The 22,870-nt window shown below is 72.5% G+C and carries 17 protein-coding genes; 15 read left to right on the top strand and 2 right to left on the bottom strand.

All coding sequences use genetic code 11. The annotated features are described in order from the left end of the window. Positions 1–2,046 carry an alpha-1,4-glucan--maltose-1-phosphate maltosyltransferase gene (locus tag CXH06_RS11435; protein WP_114855322.1) on the bottom strand — a complete coding sequence of 682 codons (2,046 nt, stop codon included), beginning with the start codon at positions 2,044–2,046 and terminating at the stop codon, positions 1–3. A gap of 43 nt (positions 2,047–2,089) precedes the next feature. Beyond that, on the bottom strand, positions 2,090–4,327 hold the full coding sequence (gene glgX, locus CXH06_RS11430; RefSeq protein WP_114855321.1) for a glycogen debranching protein GlgX: 2,238 nt from the start codon (positions 4,325–4,327) through the stop codon (positions 2,090–2,092). 177 nt (positions 4,328–4,504) lie between these two features. Between glgX and CXH06_RS11425 the strand changes: the two genes are divergently transcribed. From CXH06_RS11425 to CXH06_RS11355, 15 genes are all read left to right on the top strand, one after another. Next, positions 4,505–5,686, top strand: a complete 1,182-nt coding sequence (locus tag CXH06_RS11425) for a MoxR family ATPase (RefSeq protein WP_114855376.1) — start codon at positions 4,505–4,507, stop codon at positions 5,684–5,686. A gap of 7 nt (positions 5,687–5,693) precedes the next feature. Continuing rightward, entirely contained in the window at positions 5,694–6,590 is an 897-nt protein-coding gene (locus CXH06_RS11420) for a DUF58 domain-containing protein (protein WP_114855320.1), read from the top strand. Beyond that, positions 6,577–7,086 (top strand): hypothetical protein, encoded by a 510-nt coding sequence (locus tag CXH06_RS11415; RefSeq protein WP_114855319.1) that lies wholly within the window; start codon positions 6,577–6,579, stop codon positions 7,084–7,086. The genes CXH06_RS11420 and CXH06_RS11415 overlap by 14 nt, the downstream gene beginning before the upstream one ends. Further along, the gene (locus CXH06_RS11410; RefSeq protein ID WP_114855318.1) at positions 7,077–8,099 is read left to right on the top strand and encodes a VWA domain-containing protein; all 1,023 of its coding nucleotides are present in this window, start codon (positions 7,077–7,079) and stop codon (positions 8,097–8,099) included. Before CXH06_RS11415 ends, CXH06_RS11410 begins: the two co-directional genes overlap by 10 nt. Continuing rightward, positions 8,099–9,094, top strand: a complete 996-nt coding sequence (locus CXH06_RS11405; protein ID WP_114855375.1) for a VWA domain-containing protein — start codon at positions 8,099–8,101, stop codon at positions 9,092–9,094. Before CXH06_RS11410 ends, CXH06_RS11405 begins: the two co-directional genes overlap by 1 nt. Then, on the top strand, positions 9,091–10,029 hold the full coding sequence (locus tag CXH06_RS11400; RefSeq protein ID WP_114855317.1) for a hypothetical protein: 939 nt from the start codon (positions 9,091–9,093) through the stop codon (positions 10,027–10,029). Before CXH06_RS11405 ends, CXH06_RS11400 begins: the two co-directional genes overlap by 4 nt. Further along, complete coding sequence (locus CXH06_RS11395; RefSeq protein WP_114855316.1) at positions 10,023–11,216, top strand: cysteine desulfurase family protein; 1,194 nt, start codon at positions 10,023–10,025, stop codon at positions 11,214–11,216. Before CXH06_RS11400 ends, CXH06_RS11395 begins: the two co-directional genes overlap by 7 nt. Before the next feature lie 195 nt (positions 11,217–11,411). Then, positions 11,412–12,500, top strand: coding sequence for a tRNA 2-thiouridine(34) synthase MnmA (mnmA, locus tag CXH06_RS11390; protein WP_114855315.1), 1,089 nt, complete (start codon positions 11,412–11,414; stop codon positions 12,498–12,500). After that, a complete protein-coding gene (locus tag CXH06_RS11385; RefSeq protein WP_114855314.1) occupies positions 12,497–13,621 on the top strand; it encodes a hypothetical protein in 1,125 nt (374 codons plus the stop codon). Before mnmA ends, CXH06_RS11385 begins: the two co-directional genes overlap by 4 nt. Positions 13,622–13,841: 220 nt before the next feature. Beyond that, on the top strand, positions 13,842–16,418 hold the full coding sequence (locus CXH06_RS11380) for a TIM-barrel domain-containing protein (protein ID WP_114855313.1): 2,577 nt from the start codon (positions 13,842–13,844) through the stop codon (positions 16,416–16,418). A gap of 4 nt (positions 16,419–16,422) precedes the next feature. Continuing rightward, a complete protein-coding gene (locus CXH06_RS11375; RefSeq protein WP_114855312.1) occupies positions 16,423–17,472 on the top strand; it encodes a TRAP transporter substrate-binding protein in 1,050 nt (349 codons plus the stop codon). Then, on the top strand, positions 17,469–18,026 hold the full coding sequence (locus CXH06_RS11370) for a TRAP transporter small permease (RefSeq protein ID WP_232820320.1): 558 nt from the start codon (positions 17,469–17,471) through the stop codon (positions 18,024–18,026). Before CXH06_RS11375 ends, CXH06_RS11370 begins: the two co-directional genes overlap by 4 nt. Further along, complete coding sequence (locus CXH06_RS11365) at positions 18,026–19,330, top strand: TRAP transporter large permease (RefSeq protein WP_114855311.1); 1,305 nt, start codon at positions 18,026–18,028, stop codon at positions 19,328–19,330. Before CXH06_RS11370 ends, CXH06_RS11365 begins: the two co-directional genes overlap by 1 nt. 19 nt (positions 19,331–19,349) lie before the next feature. Further along, positions 19,350–20,177, top strand: a complete 828-nt coding sequence (locus tag CXH06_RS11360) for an AraC family transcriptional regulator (protein WP_114855310.1) — start codon at positions 19,350–19,352, stop codon at positions 20,175–20,177. A 54-nt stretch (positions 20,178–20,231) separates the two neighbouring features. Beyond that, the gene (locus CXH06_RS11355) at positions 20,232–22,829 is read left to right on the top strand and encodes an NAD-dependent DNA ligase LigA (RefSeq protein WP_157975707.1); all 2,598 of its coding nucleotides are present in this window, start codon (positions 20,232–20,234) and stop codon (positions 22,827–22,829) included. Positions 22,830–22,870: the final 41 nt, after the last annotated feature.

Raw genomic sequence — 22,870 nt, 5'->3', positions numbered from 1 at the left:
TCAACTCTCCTCGGGTCGGATGATCCGCAGGATGTGCGCGGGCCGGTCGCTCGCGCTGAGGATCACGGTGGGGTCGCTGTCCCAGCGGAACCGCTCGCCGGTCAGCAGGTCCTCGACCTCGAGCGCCGCCGCGGCGCTCCCGGTGTCCTCGAGGCCCAGGGCGTCGCGGTCCAGGTGCACGGTGGTCCAGGCGTCGCGGTCGTGGGCGGTCAGGGAGATCACCAGGACGGTGTCCGGGGCGCCGGTGCCGGTCTCCTCCGCCGCGAGATGCTTGGAGAAGGCCAGCACCTGCTCGTCGTCGGTCTCGTGGAAGCGGATGGTGGTGAGGGTCTGCAGGGCGGGGTGCTCGTGCCGGATCCGGTTGAGGCGCGCCAGCAGCGGCTCGAGGCTCTCGCCACGGGCGAGCGCACCGGCGAAGTCGCGCGGCTTGTACTCGTACTTCTCGTTGTCGATCTGCTCCTGGGCGCCGGGCCGCGGCACGTCCTCGACCAGCTCGTAGCCGCTGTAGATGCCCCAGGTGGGCACGAGGGTGGAGGCCAGGATCGCGCGCAGCACGAAGGCGCTGCGCCCGCCGGCGGACATGTACGGGGTGAGGATGTCGTGCGTGGTGGGCCAGAAGCTCGGGGTCATGTAGCGGGCGGAGGCGACCAGCTCCTCGAGGTACTCCCGCAACTCCGCGGCGCTCTCGCGCCAGGTGAAGTAGGTGTACGACTGGTGGTAGCCGACCTTGGCGAGGGTGTGCATCATCGTGGGCCGGGTGAACGCCTCGGCCAGGAAGATCACCTCGGGGTGGCGCGCGTCGAGCTCCGCCAGCAGCTCCTCCCAGAAGCGCACCGGCTTGGTGTGGGGATTGTCGACGCGGAACAGCGTCACCCCGTGCGCGATCCAGTGCTCGAGCACGTCGCGGATCGCGGCGTAGAGCCCCTCGTAGTCGGTGTCGAAGCTCAGGGGGTAGATGTCCTGGTACTTCTTCGGCGGGTTCTCGGCATAGGCGATGGTGCCGTCGGCGCGGACCGTGAACCACTCGGGATGCTCCTGCACCCAGGGGTGATCGGGGGAGCACTGCAGCGCGATGTCCAGGGCGACCTCCAGCCCGAGCTCCTTGGCCCGGGCCACGAAGGCGTCGAAGTCCTCCATCGTGCCGAGGTCGGGATGGATGGCCTCGTGGCCGCCGTCGGCCGCGCCGATCGCGTACGGCGAGCCGGGATCCCCCTCCTGCGGGTCCAGGGAGTTGTTGCGGCCCTTGCGGAAGGTCGAGCCGATGGGATGGATCGGCGTGAGGTAGGCGACGTCGAAGCCCATCGCGGCGATGCGGTCCAGCGCGTCGGCGGCGGTGCGGAGCGTGCCGGAGGTCCAGCCGCGCTCGGGGTCGAAATGAGCTCCCGCGGAGCGGGGGAAGAACTCGTACCACGAGCTGACCAGCGCCCGGTGGCGGTGGACGACCAGCTCGAAGGGCCCGGCGACGGTGACTCCCTCGCGCAGCGGGCGTTCGGCGAGCACGCCGCGCAGGTCCGCGGCCAGCGCGGGGGCGACCCGGGCGGCGGCCGACGGGCCGGAGTCCACGAGCCGCTCGCGTGCCGCGCGCACCACGGGTCCGTCGGCGGCGGGCCGGTCCCCGGCCTCGATCTCGGCGAGCAGCCGGTCCAGCACCAGCGCCCCCTCGGCGCACACGAGCTCCTCGTCGATCCCCGCCGGGATCTTCACCTCGGCGGTGTGGGCCCAGGTGTCGTAGGGGGCGGAGTGGGCCTCGATGCGGAAGCTCCAGTGCCCGGTGGCGGTGGGGCGGAAGGTCGTCTCCCAGAGGTCCAGCCCGGGGTTCACGCACCGCAGCCGCTGGCGCTCCTCGGTGCCGTCGGGGGCGACGAGGACCACCTGCACGCCCATCGCGTCGTGCCCCTCGCGGAAGGCGTTCGCACGGATGGTCACCGTCTCGCCCTCGACGCAGCGGGCGGGGAAGCGTCCCCCGTCGACGACCGGCTGGACATCCATGATCGGGATGCGCCCGATCCCGGCGTCCAGCCCCGTGCGGTCAGTGGTCTGGGACATGGCCTCTCCTGCCTCGCGGTGACGCTCCTCACCCTAGTCGCTCTCAGGGGCTCCCCGGACCGTCGGCGCTGATCCCGACCACGACGACGCTCGCCGGGGCGACGGTCACCATGCCCTCGGTGACCGGGGCGGGGGAGAGGTCCTCCGGGGACTCCAGCGCGGTGTCCAGCAGCACCCGGGCGGTGCCCTGCGGCCAGGGTGGGCCGGGCAGGCGCACCCGGCGCCCCACGCGCTCGGCGGAGAGGACCACCAGGAGATGCTCCGCGCCCTCGCGGCCGCGGATCGCCGGACGCAGCATGGCCAGCAGATGACGGGAGGGATCCATCCAGCTCGCGTGGTCCATGGGCTCGCCGTCCGCCCCGAACCACGCCACCTGCCCGGCGTCGAGTGCATGGGGATCGGCGGGGCGCAGGAACTCCGGCGCCCGCAGCTGGGGGTGCTCACCGCGCAGCTGGAGGATCCGGGTCACCGTCCGGGTCATCTGGTCCGCCCGGCGGTCCCGCCGCCAGCTGACCCAGGAGATCTCGTTGTCCTGGCAGTAGGCGTTGTTGTTGCCCTGCTGGGTGCGGCCGCGCTCGTCGCCCGCGGTGAGCATCGGGGTGCCCGAGGCCAGCAGCAGGGTCGCCAGGACGCTCCGGGCGGTGCGCCGGCGCGCCGTCTCGATCGCCTCGGCCCGGGGATCGTCCGGAGGCAGGGGCCCCTCGTGACCGTGGTGGAAGGAGCGGTTGTCCGAGGTGCCGTCGCGGTTGTCCTCACCGTTGGCCTCGTTGTGCTTGGCCTCGTACGCCGTGAGGTCCCGCAGGGTGAAGCCGTCGTGGGCGGTGACGTAGTTGATCGAGGCCCAGGGGGCGCGCAGGCTGCGCCCCGCGGGCAGCTCCGGCGGGTCCTGGGCCGTCAGCAGGTCGCTCGAGCCGGCCAGGCGCGTGGCCAGGTCGCGGACCCCGCCGTGGGCGTCGTGCCCGGTCCGCTCGCGCAGGGCCCGGTCGGCGAGCCAGAAGGAGCGCACGTCGTTGCGGAAGGCGTCGTTCCATTCGGCGAAGGGGTGGGGGAAGCCGCCGGTCTGCCACCCGCCGGTGCCCACGTCCCAGGGCTCGGCGATGAGCTTGACGGTGCGCAGCACCGGGTCGGTGGCCAGGGCGCGCAGCAGCGGGTGGTCGGCGCGGAAGCCGTGGTCGTCCCGCCCCAGGGTCGCGGCGAGGTCGAAGCGGAAGCCGTCGACATGGACCTCCGTGACCCAGTACCGCAGCGAGTCCAGGATCAGGTCCATGACGTGGATCGAGCGTGGATCGAGGGTCCCGCCGGTGCCGGTGACGTCGAAGAACCGTCCGTGGTCGGTCCAGTAGTGCTCGAGGTTGTCGAGCCCTCGCAGCGACAGGGAGGGGCCGTCGGCCCCGCCCTCGGCGGTGTGGTTGTAGACCACGTCGAGGATCACCTCGAAGCCGGCGGCGTGGAGACTGCGGACCATGGTCTTGACCTCGTCGAGCACCGCCTGGGCCCCGGCGCGCTGGGCCGCGGCCGTGGCGAGGGAGGGATCCGGGGCGAAGTACGAGAGCGTGGAGTAGCCCCAGTAGTTGGTCAGCCCCAGCCGGGTCAGGTGCGGCTCGTCCATCGCGGCGTGGATCGGGAGCAGCTCGACGCTCGTCACGCCCAGGCTGCGCAGGTAGCCGGTGACCGCCGGGTGGCCCAGCCCCGCATAGGTGCCTCGCTGCGCCTCCGGCAGCTCCGGGTGCCGCCGGGTGAAGCCCTTGACGTGCAGCTCGTAGAGGACCGTGGCATCCCAGTCCACCATCGGGCGCAGATCGTCCTGCCAGTCGAAGTCGTCGGCGACGACGACGGACCACACCGCGTCGTCCCCGTTGTCGACCTCCCGGGGCACCATCGCGCCGCCGGGGCGCTCCAGCATCGCGTCGACCTCGAAGGGGAAGAAGGAGCTCAGCAGCGGGGAGGAGTGGGAGATGCCGCGGGCCCGCGGATCCAGCAGCAGCATGCTGGGCGTGCAGAACATCCCGGCCGACGGGTCCCACGGGCCGTCCACCCGCAGGCCGTACCGGGTGCCGGGCGTCATCCCCGTCACCTCGCCCCAGTGCAGGCCGCCGTCGACGTGACGGAGGCGCTGGCGGTGCTCGGCCCGTCCGCGGCGGATGCACAGGTCCACCGAGCGTGCCCGGGGGGCGGCGACCGCGAAGGTGCCGCGACCCTGCTCGTCGACCACGAGGCCCGGGGCGGTGGGGGCGAGCGGAGGGGTCGCACGATCGACGCGATCGACCCGGAGTTCTGCCATCGCCCCATCCTCCCACCCGCGGCCCCCGCATCGTGCCGCGCGCCGTCCACCGCGCCGGAGCGGGAGCGCCCGCCCTCCCGGCCGTGCCGTTAGGATCGTCGGGGCGAGCGCCCGGCGGGGAGCCAGCCGCCGCCGTACGCACCACGAGTCGACCGCATGACGGGGGAGTCCCAGCGCATGAGCAATCCACCCACCCAGCAGCCGGGGAACCAGGGACGTCCCGGAGCGCCCGCCGTGCCGCCTCCGCCCGGCGCACCGGCCGGCCCCTCGGCCCCGTCGGCCGGGCCGGGTCCCTCGGCACCCTCGGCCGGGCCGGGACCCGCCGCGCCGCAGGGCGCGCCGGCGCGCCGCGGGGACTTCTCGCCCGCGGCGCCGGCGATCCCGCCGCGCGAGCTGGAGCGCAGCGCCGCGATCGTGCGCACCATCACCCAGGTGTTCCAGTCGCGCGTGGTGGGCCAGGAGAACCTCCGCCTCACCCTGTTGGCCGCGCTCGCCGCGGGCGGCCACGTGCTGCTCGAATCCGTGCCGGGCCTGGCCAAGACCACGGCGGCGAGCGCCCTCGCCTCCTCGATCACCGGCTCCTTCGCGCGCATCCAGTGCACCCCGGACCTCATGCCGAACGACATCATCGGCACACAGATCTTCAACTACGGCTCCGGCACCTTCACCACCCAGCTGGGTCCGGTGCACGCGAACGTCGTGCTGCTCGACGAGATCAACCGCTCGAGCGCCAAGACGCAGTCCGCGATGCTCGAGGCCATGCAGGAGCGCCAGACGTCGATCGGCGGGGAGGTGCACCGGCTGCCCGAGCCGTTCATGGTGCTCGCCACCCAGAACCCGATCGAGGAGGAGGGCACCTACGTCCTGCCCGAGGCGCAGATGGACCGCTTCCTCATGAAGGAGATCCTCACCTACCCGCGCCCGGGGGAGGAGCACGAGATCCTGGACCGCTCCACCTCCGGCAGCCTCACCGGCCCCCGGCAGGCGGTGGGCACGGTGAGCCTCGAGGACGTCCGCTTCCTGCAGTCGATGGTCGACCAGGTCTACGTGGACCCCGCGGTCAAGCGCTACATCATCGACCTGGTCTTCACCACCCGCGGCTCGGGCCCGCGCCCCGTCCCCAACCTCACCCAGTCGGTCCGGGTCGGGGCCAGTCCTCGCGGCTCCCTGGCGCTGATGCGGGTGGGCCAGGCCCACGCCCTGCTCGCCGGCCGCGACTATGTCACCCCGGACGACGTCCGGGCGATGCGCTACGGCGTGCTGCGGCACCGCCTGGTGCTCACCTTCGACGCGCTGGCCAGCGGCATCAAGCCCGAGCAGATCATCGACGCGGTGTTCCACGCCGTGCCGATGCCGTGAGCGCCCCATGGCGACCTCGCTGCTGACCCGGGTCAAGGCCCGCGTCGACCTGCACACCTCGAACCGCGCGCGCGGGCTCATCCAGGGCCGCGGCCGCTCGCTGTTCAAGGGCAGCGGCGAGGACTTCGACGACCTGAAGTACTACCAGCCCGGGGACAAGATCTCCGACATCGACTGGAAGGCCACCGCGCGCTCGGGCGAGCCGCTGATCCGGCAGTTCAACGAGGAGCGGGTGCGGCACCTGTCGATCGTCGCGGACACCTCCTCCGCCATGGCGGCGACCGCGGCCGACGGCACCTCCAAGCGCGACGCGATGATCCTCGCCGCCGGCATGATCTGCTTCCTCGCCCAGAAGAACGGCGACCTCGTGGGCATGGTCGCCGGCAGCGATGCACGTCCCATCCAGCTGCCGTCCCGCTCGAGCGACGGGCATCTGGAGCTGCTGCTGCGCACGGCGCAGCAGGCCACCACCACCGCCTCGCACACCGCGGACAGCTCCTGGCTGCTCGAGCGCGCCTTCCGGGTCACCGCCCACTCCACCCTCATGACGATCATCACCGACGAGGCCCACCCCACCGTCGAGGACTTCACGCTCCTGCGACGCCTGACCACCCGGCACGACGTCATGGTGGTCCGCATCGCCGACGCCGACCCCCTCCAGTCCACCGCCCTGGACCTCGACGTGATCGACGTGGACTCCCCCCGGGAGGTGGGGTCGATGGCGCGCACCTCCAAGCGGGTCGCGCGGGACGTGGCCGCCTATCGCCGGGAGCGCCGGGACGGGATCTCCGAGATGCTGGACCGGCTGCACGTCAGCCATGTCCTCACCCAGGGGGAGAGCACCGTGGTGGAGGACATGATCGCCATGCTGCGCGCGAGGGAGTACCGCCATGCTCCTGCCTGAGGCCGTCGCCGCACTCGCCCTCCTCGCGGAGCCCGCACCGGCGGAGATCATCGCTCCGCCGCAGTACTCGATCGCGTGGCTGATCCTGGCGGTGCTGTGCGTCGTGGTGATCGCCGCGCTGGTCCTGGGCACCCTGAGGATCACGCGCGCCATCGAGAAGCGGATCGCGTACCGCAAGCGTCCCAGCGACGTCGAGGCCCTCAAGGCCGAGTTCCTCCGCGCGGTCAACGACATCGCCGATCGCCGGGAGGCCGGTGAGCTCGAGGACCGGGCCGGTCACCTCGAGCTCACCGGGGTGATGCGCCGCTTCGTGCGCCGCACCACCGGGAACGACGTCACCAGCCAGGACGTCCCCACGCTGCTGGCGGATCAGCGCACCCGCAGCGTCGGCGAGCTGATCCGCGACCTCTACGAGCCCGACTTCGCGCGGGCCACGGACCGGGAGCTGCAGGACTCGGTCCGCCGTGCGAGGGAGGTGATCCGCGCATGGTCATGATCTTCTGGTGGGTCACCGCCCTGCTGCTCCTGGCCGCCCTGGTGGTCTGGGGGATCACCTTCTGGAACCGCCGCGCGATGCGCCGGTCCCCGGTGCTCATCGCGAACTCCCAGTACATGGACCGCATCCCCAGCTTCGTGCGCGCCCAGCGGGCGGCACGGGTGCTGCGGGTGCTGCAGGTCGGGATCGCCGTGCTCGGCGTCGTCGCGGCCTCGGTGCTCTCGGGCCGGATCGCCACCGAGCGCATCGAGACCCCCGAGTTCTCCTCCCGCGACATCGTGCTGTGCCTGGACGTGTCCGGCTCGATGTACGAGTACGACACCGAGATCCTCTCCACCTTCGCTGAGCTGGTGGACACCTTCGAGGGCGAACGGGTGGCGCTGTCGATCTTCAACTCGACCAGCCGCACCGTGTTCCCGCTGACCAACGACTACGACCTCATCAAGCGGGAGCTCGAGAACGGCGCCGAGGCGATCGACTTCGACGAGTTCGGGTATCGCCTGGGCACCACGGAGTACTCCGACGACAAGGTGCGCCAGTACGTCGAGTTCGTCGACGGCACCCGGGGCATCGCCGACGAGGCCTCGATCGTGCCCGACGGGCTCGCCTCCTGCGGCCAGGTCTTCGACCAGGCGGACCAGGACCGCTCGCGCTCGATCATCTTCGCGACGGACAACGAGGTCAACGGCGAGCCGATCTTCACGCTCGACGAGGCGACCGAGGCGATCGCCGCGCGCGACATCGACCTCTACACCTTCTACCCCGGCGCCTACGAGTGCGGCCCGCAGTGCTTCGAGGAGCTGGAGGCCGCCACCGAGGACCAGGACGGGGAGCTGTACGAGTCCTCGGACCCCGAGGCGATCCCCTCGATCATCAACGAGATCCAGAAGACCCAGGCGGAGGAGCTCGGCGCGACGCCGACGGTCGTCCGCACCGACCATCCGGGCATCGCCTTTACGCTGACCTTCCTGTCGCTGGTGGCGATCCTCGTCGTGGGATGGAGGGCCCGCTGATGCGTCTCGAGCTCCTGATGCCGCTGTGGGCGATCATCCCGCTGTTCGGCGCGATGCTGGCGCTGTGCGTCGTGCTGCTGGTGCGCCGGCCCCGCCAGCGCCTGGCCTGGGTTCGGCGCGCTCTGATGGTCCTGCTGCTGCTGGTGGTCGCGCTGCGCCCGGTGACCCCGCTGGAGACCGAGCAGACCGAGCGCATGAACGCCAACGTCTTCTTCGTCGTGGACCGCACGGGCTCCATGAACGCCGAGGACTACGACGGCGACCAGCCGCGGCTCGAGGGCGTCAAGGCGGACATGGACCGGGTGATGGGGATGACCGAGGGATCGCGCTACTCCATCATCGCCTTCGACTCCACCGCCACCTCGCAGCTCCCGCTGACCACCGATGCCGGGGCCGCCCGCGCCTGGGTCGACACGCTCACCACGGAGTCGACCGCCTACTCCCAGGGGTCGAACGTGGACCGGCCCCTGACCACGCTGCTGACGGAGATCTCCGAGGCCAAGCGCGAGGATCCCGAGTCCAGCGTGCTCGTCTACTTCCTCTCCGACGGCGAGAACACCGACGGCGAGGAGTCCGAGCCCTTCAGCCAGGCCGCCGGCTTCGTCGACGGCGGCGCGGTGCTGGGCTACGGCACCGCCGAGGGAGGGCCGATGAAGGCCCAGGGCGGGGAGACCGACGGCGAGTACATCCAGGACGCCGACGGGCAGCAGGCCCTCTCGATGATCGACGAGGGGCAGCTGGAGACCATCGCCGGGCAGCTCGGGGTGCCCTATCTCCACCGCACCGATCCCGAGGAGCCGATCGAGGGCACCATGGAGGGCATCACCCTGCGTCCCGTCCCCACGGAGTCCTCGCGGGACGTGGCGAGCTTCGACGACTGGTACTGGGTGGCCTCGATCCCGCTGGCCGCGCTGCTGATCTGGGAGCTCGGCGAGCTGACCTATCGGCTGCCGCGACGGCTCGACCGCCATGACCTCCGAGGAGCACAGCGATGAGCACCCCCGTGGCCCCGCCCGAGCAGCGGCCCCGCCCCGACGAGCGGGCGCCCGCGCCGGCACAGGACACCCGCGGCGGCGCGAAGGACTTCGGGCTGAACGTCCGGCGGCTGCGCCGCACCCGGATCATCGTGTTCGCGATCCTCGCCCTGCCGCTGCTCGTCCTGGCGCTGCTGGCCCTGAAGTTCGTCTCGATGCCGATCACGCAGGCCACGTCCCTGGCCGCCTACGAGGACGGGGAGTACCCGACCGCGATCGAGCGGCTGGCCCCGGTCGAGGTCGCCAACTGGTTCGAGCCCTACCTCCCGCACCTGACCGAGGGCACGGCCCTCCTCCAGCAGGGGGAGAACGCCGCGGCGGAGGAGGAGCTGCGCGTCGCCCTCGAGGAATGGAACGCCCGCACGGACCTCAACGCGCCCCTCCACGCCCAGTGCAAGATCCTCAACAACCTCGCGATCTCGATCGAGCGCCAGGCCGACGAGATCGAGGACCCGCAGGCGCGGGCGGATCGGCTCTACGAGGCCGAGCAGCTGCTGGCGCCCTGCGCCGGCGGCGGCGGAGGCGGCGAGGGCGAGGGCCAGGGCGGCGGCGGCTCCGGCAACGAGGACTCCGGGACCACCGAGGAGAACGGTGAGCGGGTCGAGGAGAAGCGCCGCGAGGCCGACGAGGAGGCCGGGAACGATCCGGACTCCCGCGGTGAGGAGAGCGGCGGCGAGGGCGACCAGGAGGGCGGGGACCCGCAGCAGCAGGAACCCGGCGATCCCACTCGCGAGGACCCCGAGGGCGACGGGCCCGAGGAGGAGGCGCCCACCACCGGCGGTGACGAGCAGCAGGAGAAGGACGACGAGCTCGAGGAGCGCAATCGCGACGCCCAGGGCGGCGAGGGCGAGGAGGAGCCGGGCGGCGGCGACGAGGACCCGGTCAAGCCATGGTGAGCGCGGGGCCGGGCGGGCCGCCGCAGCACCGCGCCTATCTCGATCATGCGGCGACCACGGAGCTGCGCCCCGGCGCCCGGGAGGCGTTCCTCGAGGCGTCGGAGGTCCGCGGCAACCCGTCCTCGGTGCACTCCTCGGGCCGGCGCGCCCGCGCGGTGCTCGACGAGGCGCTCGCGGAGATCGGCGCGCTGCTGAGGGTGCCCCGCAGCTGGCTGATCATGACCTCCGGCGGCACCGAGGCGGACAACCTCGCGCTGCGCACCGTGCCGCTGGGCGCCCATGCGGCGGATCCCGCGCGCACCGCGGTCGCCGTCGCGGCGACGGACCATCCCGCCGTGGTCGCGACCGCGCAGTCCCTCGGCCCGGCGATCGCGACGCGGCTCCTGCCCGTCGACGCCCGCGGCGTGCTGAGGCCCGAGGCGGTGGAGCGGGAGCTCGCCGACGGCGCGGTCAGCGTGCTCAGCGCCGCGCTGGTCAACAACGAGACCGGGGCGATGCAGGATCTCGCCGCTCTCGCCGCGGCCGCCCGTCCCCACGGCACCCTCGTGCACACCGACGCGGTGCAGGGCGTGGGCCACGTGCCCCTGCCGTCGGCCGAGGACGTGGACCTGATCTCGCTGTCCGGCCACAAGATCGGGGCGCCGGTGGGCGTGGGCGTGCTGGTCGCCGCGCCGGAGGTGCCGTTCGCGGCGACCAGCACCGGCGGGGGCCAGCAGCGCGGCGTGCGCTCGGGCACCCTGGACGCCGCGCAGGCGGCCGCCTTCGCCGCGGCGCTGCGGGAGACCCTGGACGAGCGCGAGGAGCAGGCCCGCCGGACGCGCGCCCTGGCCGCCCGGCTGCGGGAGGGGCTGCTCGCGATCGATCCCTCCGCCCGCCTCACGCTGCCCGTGGACTCCCCGCAGTCCGGGCACATCGTCCACGTGGTCTTCCCGGGAGCGGACTCGGACGCGCTGCTGTTCCTGCTCGACGAGCGGGGCGTGGACTGCTCGGCCGGATCGGCCTGCTCCGCGGGCGTCACCCAGGCCAGCCCGGTGCTCGCGGCGATGGGGGTCTCCGACGAGCGCTCCCGCGGCGCGCTGCGGCTGTCCCTGGGCTGGACCAGCAGCGCGCAGGACGTGGAGATGCTGCTCGCGGCGCTGCCCGAGTCGCTCGCCCGGGCCCGCGCGGTGGGGTCGCTGCGGAGCTGAGCCGCCCCGAGCCTGGCGTGCGCCGCCCGCGGCGAGACCCATCCCACCCCGCGAGGGGCCACATCACGCCGCCGGGCGGCCTCTGCCCGACACCTGTCTCCGTACACTCGATGAGGGCGCATCGCGCCCGGGGGCCGACGGGGGCACGAGGACCCTGCGACCCGAGGAACCACGGAGCAGAAGGGGACCGGAGTCATGAAGGTGCTGGCGGCGATGAGCGGCGGGGTGGACTCGGCCGTGGCGGCGGCGCGCGCCGCGGAGGCCGGGCACGAGGTCGTCGGCGTCCACATGGCGCTGTCCAAGAACCGCGACCAGACGCGCACCGGCTCCCGGGGCTGCTGCACCGTCGAGGACGCCTCGGACGCCCGCCGCGCGGCGGACCGGATCGGCATCCCCTACTACGTGTGGGACCTCTCCGACGATTTCCACGACCTGGTGGTGGAGGACTTCCTGTCCGAGTACGCCGCGGGCCGCACCCCGAACCCCTGCGTGCGCTGCAACGAGCGCATCAAGTTCGCCTCCCTGCTGGAGCGCGCCACCGCGCTCGGCTTCGACGCCGTGTGCACGGGCCACTACGCCTCCCTCCGCCACGACGGGCCGGACGGCGCCGCCTCGCTGCACCGCTCGCGCAACATGGCCAAGGACCAGTCCTACGTGCTGGCCGTCATGGGCCCCGAGGCCGTGGGCCGCTCGCTCTTCCCCCTCGGTGAGTTCGAGACCAAGGACGCGGTGCGCGCCGAGGCCCGCGCCCGCGGCCTGGGCGTCTCCACCAAGCCGGACAGCTACGACATCTGCTTCGTCGCCGACGGCGACACCCGCGGGTTCCTCGAGCGGAACCTCGGCGAGGCCCCGGGCGAGATCCTCGAGGCCGACGGGACCGTGCTGGGCACCCACCGCGGCACCCACGGCTTCACCATCGGTCAGCGCAAGGGCCTGGGCATCGAGCGCCCCGCGGCCGACGGTGCGCCCCGCTACGTGGTCGACATCGACCCCGCCTCGCGCCAGGTCGTGGTCGGGGCCGCGGAGCTGCTCTCGACCAGCGAGCTGGTCGCGGGCGAGTTGATCTCCTTCGAGCCGCTGAGCCCGGGCCGCACGGTGAGCGCTCAGATCCGCGCCCACGGCGAGGCCGTCCCGGCGCGGATCCTCGAGGTTCCCGAGGGGGCCGCGGGGTCCCTCCGCGTGCGCCTCGAGACCCCGATGCGGGGCGTCGCCCCCGGCCAGACCCTCGTCCTCTACGACGGGGACCGCGTCCTCGCCGCCGCCACCCTGGAGCGCCGCGCATGACCGCCCTGCTCACCCTCACCGGGGACGGCACCTTCCGTGCCCCCACCGCCGACGAGACGCTCCGCTTCGAGCTCCCGGACGATCCGCACCTGGCGGCCCTGATCCGGCTGCGCGCGCTGCTGGGCGACGACCCCGACGAGCAGATCGCCTCGCGCCTCTACCTGCCCGCCGCGCTCGGCAGCGACGAGACCGACCACCTGCTGCCGTCCACCCTGGCCCTGCTCGCGGAGACCACCGGCGACCTGGTCAGCTACGGCTGGCGGGTCGGTCCCGGCCTGGGGCGCGCCTGGCAGCACGCCCGCGAGCTGCGCGACCGGATGCTCGACGCCTCCCGGATCGCGCTGCTGGGCTACGAGGGCCCGCTGATGACCACCGCGCTGGGGCCGGCCACCCTGTCCGGGGCGACCTTCATGGCCTCGGGGGAGCGGACCCTGGTGGACCCGGGCGCCGTGCGCGACCTGCCGCTGCTGCTGGCCGAGGGGATCATCGACCACCTGGGAGCGCTGCGGGACCGGGTGCCCGGCGCCGGGCACCACCTGCTGCTGCGTGAGGACGCCGTCGCGGGCGTCCACGAGGGCCGCATCCCCACTCCCTCGGGGCGTCGCCGCTACCCGGCGGTGCCCGCGCCCGAGCTCGGGGCGCTGTGGCGCAGCCTGTTCGTCGCGCTCGCCGACGAGGGGCTGCCCGCGGAGGCGATCACCCTCGGCGTCGGAGCCCACGTCGACCTGCTGCGCGCCGCCCGCGACGCCGGAGCGCGCCGGATGGCGATCGGCCCGCGTCGGCTCCCGGGCCTCGGAACCGCCGCAGGCCGCGCCCTCTGGGAGGGCATCGCCCGAGCGCACGACGACGGCTGCGTCTTCGAGCTGGTCGTGGATCCCCGCCCCGGCGGGAAGCTGGTCGCCGAGCTGGAGCGGATGTTCGAGATCTGGCGGATGCTCGGCCATCGCGACGCGGAGGCCGCGGGCTTCACCCTCATCGCCCATACCGGCATCGCCCACGCGGTCCATGCCGGCACCGTCGACCCCTCCGCGCAGCCGGACCCCTCGACCCTGCTCGACGAGCCCGCGATCGAGTCCCTGCTGCGCACCGCACCGACCTGGGCGGAGCGCGTCTCCTCCTGACCTGCGGCGCGGGAGCGGACCTCCGCGACGCAGACAGCACGATCGGTTCAGAACGGGCTCGGGAACAGCACGATCCGTCCAGTGCGGTGACCGCATCCTGCCTAGGCTCGGAGGGAACGCCCCTCCCGCCTGCACCGATCTGCACTGACGCACCCGCAACGACGTGGACAGCATCGGCCGGCACCGCGGCAGGAAACATCGTCCGACGGAGGAATGACCGATGCGCACGAGCACACAGGTGCAGGAGATCTCGCTGGATGCCGCGGGGGTGCTGCACGTGGGCACCGAGGGTGTCGCACTGCGGGTGCTGATGATGACCGAGGACGTCGTGCGCGTGCGCGCCGGGTTCGACGGTGACTTCGCCGAGCAGTCCTACAGCCTCATGACCACGGCGTGGGAGGACGGCCTCGACGAGGTGTACGGCTCGGAGCGGACTCGCCTCACCCCGCCGCCGGTGCGGCTCGAGGAGAACGAGGACGCGGCGATCCTCCACGGTCCGCGCCTGCGGGTGGAGGTGCGCCGGTCGCCGCTGGAGATCCGTGTGCTCGACGCCGACGGCAGCGTGCTCCACGCCGACGTCCCCTATCTCGCCTACCGGGAGGACGTGAACGGCCGGAGGATCCACACCCGCCGGATCGAGCCCGGGGACGCCTTCGTCGGCTTCGGGGAGACCACCGGGGCGCTGGACAAGGCCAAGCAGCTGGTCACGCTCAGCCCGCGGGACAGCCTGGGCTACGACGCGGAGAACAGCTCGCCGCTGTACAAGCACATCCCCTTCCACCTCACGGTCAACCGCTCCACGCAGCGGGCGTCCGGCTACTTCTTCCACGGCACCCACGACGTCTCCTTCGACCTGGGGCGCTCGCACAGCAACTACTTCCCCCACCATTCCCAGGTGATCGCCGACGGCGGCGACATCGACTACTTCGTCATCGCCGGCCCCGCGGTGCGGGACGTCGTGGCCCGGTACACGGAGCTCACCGGCCGCCCGCCGGTCCTGCCGCGGCAGGCGCTGGGCTACCTCGCCTCCTCGATGTACTACGCCGAGCTCGATGCGGACAGCGACCAGGCCATCACCCGCTTCGTCGACCGCGCGCAGGAGCACGGCATCCCGGTGGACGGCTTCCAGCTCTCCAGCGGCTACACCACCCAGGACACCGCCGACGGCGCCAAGCGCTGCGTCTTCACCTGGAACCGCGACCGCTTCCCCGATCCCGAGCGCTTCTTCTCCGACCTCGCCGAGCGCGGCGTGGTGGTCTCCCCGAACGTCAAGCCCGGCATCCTGCGCGTCCACCCCCAGCTCGAGGAGTTCGCCCGACGGGACGTGTTCGTCGGCGCGAGTGAGGACGCGATCGACCAGTCCTCCGCGACCGCGCCGGAGCTCGCGGTCGATCTCGAGCTGGCCGCCCGCGCCGGCACCCGGCCCGCGGCCGTCGGTGCCTGGTGGGGCGGGCCGGGGCACTTCGTCGACTTCACCGCGCCCCGCGCCCGCGAGGCCTGGAAGCAGTGGCTGACCGAGGCGGTCCTCGCCCAGGGCACCGCCTCGGTGTGGAACGACAACTGCGAGTACGAGGGCGTGCTGGACCTGGACTCGCGCGTCGCGGGCGACGGCGCACCCACCACCCTCGCCGCGGCCCGCAACGTCATGTCCAACCTCATGTGCCGCGTCACCGAGGAGGCTATCGCCGAGGCGCACCCCGAGCAGCGGCCGTTCATCGTCTGCCGCGCCGGGCACGCCGGCATTCAGCGCTACGCGCAGACCTGGGCGGGGGACAACTCCACCTCCTGGACCACGCTGCGCGCCAACATCGCCACCATCCTCGGGATGAGCCTGTCCGGGGTGGCGAACCAGGGCTGCGACATCGGCGGCTTCCACGGCCCGCGCCCGGAGCCGGAGCTGCTGCTGCGCTGGGTCCAGCACGGCATCTTCCAGCCCCGCTTCTCCATCCACTCGGTCAACTCCGACAACACGGTCACCGAGCCGTGGATGTACCCCGAGATCACGCCGCTGATCCGCGAGGCGATCCAGCTGCGCTACCGGCTGATCCCGTACCTCTACTCGCTCATGGTCCGCGCCTCCCGCGAGGGCGCCCCGATCATGGAGCCCCTGCTCAGCGCGTTCCAGCACGACGCTCTGGGGTACGACACCACCGACGTCTTCATGCTCGGGGACTCGCTCCTGGTCGCCACGGTGCTCGAGAAGGGCGCCGAGACCCGGACCGTGCGCTTCCCCGCCGGCGAGGTCTTCTACGACCTGACCACCCGTCAGCGCCACGAGGGCGGCACCACGCACGTCGAGGAGGTGGGGCCGGCCTCGATCCCCCTCTACCTGCGCGCCGGCGGCATCCTCCCGATCGCCGTCGAGCAGCCCACGAGCCTCGTGCGCGACGAGATCGAGACCCTCCGCCTGCTGTGCGCCCCCGAGCGCGACGGCTCCTTCGTCCTGCACGAGGACGACGGCCACAGCCGCGCCCATGAGCGCGGCGAGCGGCGCGAGACCCGGGTGACCATGCGCGCGGGCAGCACCGTGCGGATCTCCCTGGAGCGGACCGGCGCCTACCGCAGCGCCGTGCGGACCCTCCTGTTCGACGTGATCCACCCCGACCGCGCCCCCCTGCGCGTGCTCCGCGACGGGCAGCTCGTCCCGCACCGCGAGAGCCCCGAGGACCTCCTCGGCGCCGAGAGCGGCTGGTACTACGACGCCGCGCTCGGCTCCGTGAGGATCTCGCTGCCGGACGACGGCGAGGACCTCGAGCTCGAGATCTCCTTCGACACCTTCGACATGATCGGAATGTGAGGCCATGCGACACGCAGCACGTCCCCCGCGCCCGGGTCGGAGGGCGCTCCTGGCCGCGCCGCTCGCGCTCGCGGCCGGGTGCACCGCCCGCGGCGCCGTCACCGACAGCGCCGAGGCCGACCCGCAGTCCCCGCTGATCCTGCGCCTCGCGCACAACCTCAGCGACACCCACCCCACCTCCGCCGCGATCACCGCCTTCGCCGAGTCCGTCGCCGAGACCTCCGGCGGCCGCATCCAGGTCGACATCTACGCCAACGGCCAGCTGGGCTCGGAGACCGCGGTGCTGGGGCAGCTGGTCCAGGGCATCGTCGACATCACGCGCGTGGCGAGCCCGGGCCTGGCCACCTACCACGCCGGCTACCACACCTTCGGGCTGCCCTACGTGTTCGACTCCGAGGAGCAGATGCACACGGTGATGGACTCCGCGGAGATGACCGAGTTCTACCGCTCCACCGAGGAGCGCGGCTTCGTGGGACTGACCCACTACACCTCCGGCGCCCGGTCCTTCTACACCGCCTCCACCCCCATCCGGACCCCGGAGGACGTGACGGGCATGAAGATCCGCGTGCAGGACATGCGCTCGCAGACCGAGCTCATGGAGACGCTGGACGGCGCCCCCGTGGTGATGGCCTTCGGCGACACCTACACCGCCCTGCAGACCGGCCTCATCGACGGCGCCGAGAGCAACGAGACCGTCCTGACCGACAGCGCCCACGGCGAGGTCGCGAAGGTCTTCTCCCGCACCCGGCACACGATCATCCCCGACCTCATGCTCATCAGCAGCGAGGCCTGGCAGAAGCTCGCCCCCGAGGACCAGGAGCTGGTCGCCGAGGCCGCGCACCGCTCCTCCCTGGACCACCGGGAGGCGTGGGTCGAGGCGATCGAGGCCGCCGAGGCCGAGTCGGTGGAGATGGGCGTCGAGTTCCTCGACGACATCGACCTCGAGGCCTTCCGCACCGCGACCCGGCCCGTCGTCGACGACTTCGCCGCCGAGTATCCCGAGGTCGCCGAGGTGCTCACCGTCATCGAGACCGCCAGCGAGGAGACCTCATGAGCTCGCCCGCCGCCCCCGAGACCCGCTCCGAGGCCGGCATGCCCGCCCAGCGCCTGCGGCGAGGCCTCGCGACCTTCCTGCTGTGGTTCGCCGTCGTGCTGCTGGTCCTCATGACCGCCCTCGTGCTCTACCAGGTGTTCACGCGCTACGTGCTGGGCACGCCGGCGGCCTTCACCGAGGAGCTCGTCCGCTACGCCCTGATCTGGGTGTCGTTCATCGCCGCGACCTACGCCTTCCTCGAGCGTGGGCACATGGCGCTGACGATCCTCCAGGACCGCTTCCCGGCCCGGGCGCGGCGCGCACTGCGCCTGGGGATCGACGTGCTCGTCCTCGCGCTCGCCGTGCTCGTGCTCGGTGTGGGCGGGGCGATGCTCGCCTGGGACTCGCGGGAGAACTTCTCGGCGCTGCTGGGGATCTCGCGCGGCTGGGTCTACCTGATCTCGCCGATCGCCGGCGCCGGCATCGCGCTCGCGCAGGTCCTGAACATCCTCGAGGACCTCCGCGCCCCTGAGCCGTCCGACTCCTCCACCACTGCCGAGAAGGAGGCCGAGTGATGGATCCCCTGCTCGCCGCCGTCGTCCTGTTCGGCACCTTCGCGGTGCTGCTCGCCCTGGGCGTGCCCATCTCCGTGGGCATCATCGTCTCCGCCTTCGCCACCAGCCTGCTGATGCTGCCCTGGGCGGAGACCACCTTCATCGTCGGCCAGCAGATGAACATGGGCGTGGAGAGCTTCTCCCTGCTGGCCGTGCCCCTGTTCATCCTCGCCGGCAACATCATGAACAACGGCGGGATCGCCCAGCGCCTGGTCGATCTCGCCCTGGTGATCGCCGGGCGCGTCCCCGGCTCCCTGGCGCACACCAACGTGCTGGCGAACATGCTGTTCGGCTCGCTGTCGGGATCCGCCGTGGCCTCCGCCGCCGCGATCGGCGGCACGCTGCACGAGCGCCAGCGCAAGGAGGGCTATGATCCCGCCTACTCCACCTCGGTGAACATCGCCTCCGCCTCGGTGGGCCTGCTGATCCCGCCCACCACCGCCGCGATCGTCTACTCGACGGTCGCCGGGGGAGTGAGCGTGGCCGCCCTGTTCATGGCCGGGTACGTGCCCGGGATCCTCATGGGCGCGGTGGTCATCGGTATCGCCTTCGTCGTCGCCCGGCGCCGCGGCTACCGCAGCTCCGAGCACGTCGGCGTCCGGCAGGCGCTGCGCACCCTGCTGCGTGCCATCCCCTCGCTGCTGCTCATCGTGGTCGTGGTCGGCGGCATCGTCGGCGGCATCTTCACCGCCACCGAGGGCGCGGCGGTCGCCGTGGTCTACTGCCTGATCCTCTCGCTCATCTACCGCACGATCGACGGCGCGGCGCTGCGGCAGATCGCCACCCGCACGGTCTCCTCGACCGGCGTGGTCATGCTGCTCATCGCCGCCTCCTCCGCGATGGCCTGGGTGATGGCGTACTCGGGGATCCCGGCGGCGATCACGCAGGCGCTGATCTCCACCACCGACAGCACGGTCCTCATCCTCGCGATGATGATCGTGATCCTGCTGGCGGTGGGCACCTTCCTCGACATCACGCCGGCGATCCTCATCTTCACCCCGATCTTCCTGCCGATCGCGGGCGAGCTGGGGATGGACCCGGTCCACTTCGGCATGGTGCTCATCATGGCCATGTGCATCGGGACGATGACCCCGCCGGTGGGATCCGTGCTCTTCGTGGCCACCGGAGTCTCCGGGGTCTCGATCGAGAAGGTCGTGCCGCGCCTGATGCCCTACTTCCTCGGGCTGGTGCTGCTGCTGCTCCTGGTGACCTACGTCCCGGTGCTGTCCCTGGGGATCCCGGGCATGATGGGACTGCTGGGGTAGAGCCGACGGAAGGGCGCCGATGCAGGATGTCGCGGGCGAGCTGATGGCGCGCGGACGGCAGGTCGCCGTCGCGCGGGTCCAGGGCGTCGACGACAACATGGCACGGCCGCACCGCCACGACTACCTGGAGGTCTACGTCCTCGAGGACGGGCGGCGCGATCACTTCTCCGGCGGCCGGGTCCACAGGATCCGGGCGCCGGAGGCGATCACCTTCCCGCCCGCGGACGAGCACTTCTCCTACAGCCCGCCGGGGATCCCCTTCCGCCGGGTGGTGGTCTACGCCCGGCCGGAGGCGGTGCTCTACCCGCACGCCCTCGCGGCGATCTCCGGCGGCGCCCGGGTGTTCCGTCCCGCCGAGGTGGGGCTGGCGACCGTGCGCGCTCTCGTGGACCAGATGCTGCACACCCAGGAGATGCTCGGGGAGCGCTCCCAGGACGAGCTGCGGCTGCTGCTGACCCAGCTGCTCCTGGTGCTGCTGCGCCAGCAGGAGGTCGACGCGGCCACCGCCGCCCGGGAGACCCGGATGGCCCGGGTGGTCCGTCACCTGCACGACCACTACACCGAGCACGTCGAGCTCGAGGAGCTCGCCGAGCAGTTCTATGTCAGCCGCCATCACCTCTCGCGCGAGTTCCGCCGGCTGACGGGGACCACCGTCATCTCCTACGTCAACGACCTCCGGGTCGACCAGGCGCGGCGCCTGCTCATCGAATCGGATCTGCCGATCGCCCGCATCGCGGAGGACGTCGGCTTCGGGACGGTCACCCACTTCAACAGGGTCTTCCGCGACCGCACGGGCACCACCCCGCGCAGGGTCCGCGCCGAGCGCCCCGTCGCCGGGCCCCGCTGACGGAGAGGGCAGGCGACCCCGGGGCTGTGCCCTGTCAGCCCCGTGCGTCACACTATGCAGGTGACCGAGCACGACCAGGACCCCCGCACCCTTCCGCCCCGCAGCACCGCCGGGAGCGGCGCCTCCGGCCAGGCGCAGCAGCGCATCGCCGAGCTCACCGCGCAGATCGAGCAGGCGCGGGCGGACTACTACGAGCACGACGCGCCGACGATGGCGGACGCCGAGTACGACGCGCTGGAGCAGGAGCTGCGCGCCCTCGAAGCGGCGAACCCGCAGCTCGCAGCCGAGGACTCGCCCACCCGGACCGTCGGCGGAGCCGCCGGGGGAGCGGGCCTGGCCCCGATCGACCACGCCGAGCGGATGCAGAGCCTGGACAACGTCTTCTCCACGGAGGAGCTGCGCGAGTGGTGCACCCACGCCGCCGCCGAGCTGGGCAGCACGCCCCGCTTCCTCGCCGAGCTGAAGATCGACGGGCTGGCGCTGAACCTCCGCTACGAGCACGGCCGGCTCGTGACCGCCGCGACCCGCGGGGACGGCCGCACCGGCGAGGACGTGACCGACAACGCGCTGCGCATCGAGGGGATCCCGCAGCAGCTCGCCGGCACGGGCCATCCGGAGCTGGTCGAGGTGCGCGGCGAGGTGTTCCTGCCCACCGCCGCCTTCGAGCGACTCAACGACCTCCAGCTCGAGCTGCGCGAGCGCGCCGTGGCCGAGGCCCGCACCCGCCACGAGGCCCGGCGTGCCCCGAGCGCCCGTCCCTTCGACGAGGACCGCGAGCGCCTGGCGGCCACCCGTCGCTTCCCCACCTTCGCCAACCCCCGCAACAGCGCGGCCGGCGGCCTGCGCCAGCAGCTGGAGAAGAAGGAGGGCCTCGAGCGGGAGGCCGGCGAGGCGCGGCTGTCCTCCCTGCACCTGACGGTCCACGGGATCGGCGCCTGGCCGGACCCGCCGGTCGAGTCCCAGAGCGAGGTGTACCAGCTGTTGGCGGACTGGGGTCTGCCCACGAGCGCCTACATGACGGTCGCGGACTCCGTCGAGGACGTCCTCGCCTACGTCGAGCACTACGGCGAGCACCGCCACGATGTGGAGCACGAGATCGACGGGATCGTCGTCAAGGTCGACGCCTTCGCCGGTCAGCGCGCCCTGGGCTCCACCTCCCGCGCGCCCCGCTGGGCGATCGCGGTCAAGTATCCGCCGGAGGAGGTCACCACCAAGCTGCTCGACATCCAGGTGCAGGTGGGCCGCACCGGCCGCGTCACCCCCTTCGGCGTGATGGAGCCGGTGACGGTGGCCGGCTCCACGGTCGAGAAGGCCACGCTGCACAACCAGTTCGACGTCGAGCGCAAGGGGGTGCTGATCGGGGACACCATCGTGCTGCGCAAGGCCGGGGACGTGATCCCGGAGATCCTGGGCCCGGTCGAGGCGCTGCGCGACGGCAGCGAACGGCCCTTCGTCATGCCCAGTGCCTGCCCGGCCTGCGGCACCGAGATCCGGCCGGAGAAGGAGGGGGACAAGGACTGGCGCTGCCCCAATCAGCGCGACTGCCCCGCCCAGGTCACCGGCCGGGTCGAGCATGCCGGCTCCCGCGGCGCCTTCGACATCGAGGCGCTCGGCGAGGAGAGCGCGATCGCCCTGACGGATCCGGACAAGCGGCGCGGCGAGGCGCTCGCGGCCCTGGCCGAGGGCCACGCCCTCCACCTCCCGATCCGGGAGGCGGCGGACACCGCCCTGGACAGCTTCGTGGTGGTGAAGAACGGCGCCGTCACGGAGGGCACCGACGGGGTGCCTTTGCTGCGGGTCACTGCCGCCGACGACCCGCTGCTCCCCGCGCCGCAGACGGGCGTGATCACCACCGGCGCGGACCTCTTCGACCTGACGGCGGAGGCGCTGCGCGAGGTCGTGGTCTACCAGCCCGAGCGCCGCAACGGGGAGCCGACGGGGGACTGGCGCCTCCAGCCCGCCTTCTGGTCCCGCCCCCAGTTCCGCTACTACAAGGGCGAGGGCGCCTGGCGGGAGGTGAAGGCGCCGACCGCGCTGAAGACCACCGAGGTGCTGATGGGCGAGCTCGCCAAGGCGAAGGAGCAGCCGCTGTGGCGGGTGCTGGTGGCGCTCTCGATCCGCCACGTGGGGCCCACAGCCGCCCGCTCCCTCGCCACCGCCTACGGCTCCATGGACGCGATCCGGGAGGCGAGCGTCGAGGAGCTCTCCAGCACCGACGGGGTGGGCGGCATCATCGCCGAGGCCGTCGTGGAGTGGTTCGCGGTGGACTGGCACCGGGAGCTGGTGGACGGCTGGGCCCGCTCCGGCGTGCGGATGGCCGACGAGGTGGCCGAGGGCTTCGTGAAGACCCTCGAGGGGCTCACCGTCGTGGTCACCGGCGGACTGGACGGCTTCAGCCGCGACGGTGCGAAGGAGGCGATCATCTCCCGCGGCGGCAAGGCCTCCGGCTCCGTCTCCAAGAAGACGGACTTCGTGGTGGTGGGTGAGAACGCCGGCTCCAAGGAGACCAAGGCGCGGGACCTCGGGCTGCGGATCCTCGACGAGGCGGGGTTCGTCGCCCTGCTCGAGGGCGGCCCGGAGGCGGTCGCTCTCGAGGACGCCGAGGGCGAGGCCGGTGACGGCGCCGAAGGGGACTCCGGCGGCCCTGAGTAGCCCCCGCCCGCGGCCCCTGAGAGAGACCATGGAGGGACCCG

Origin of the sequence: Brachybacterium sp. YJGR34, from assembly GCF_003347015.1 — a bacterium.
Lineage (GTDB): Bacteria > Actinomycetota > Actinomycetes > Actinomycetales > Dermabacteraceae > Brachybacterium.
The sequence above is the reverse complement of the archived record's forward strand: the minus strand, read 5'-3'. Positions and strand labels throughout refer to the sequence as shown.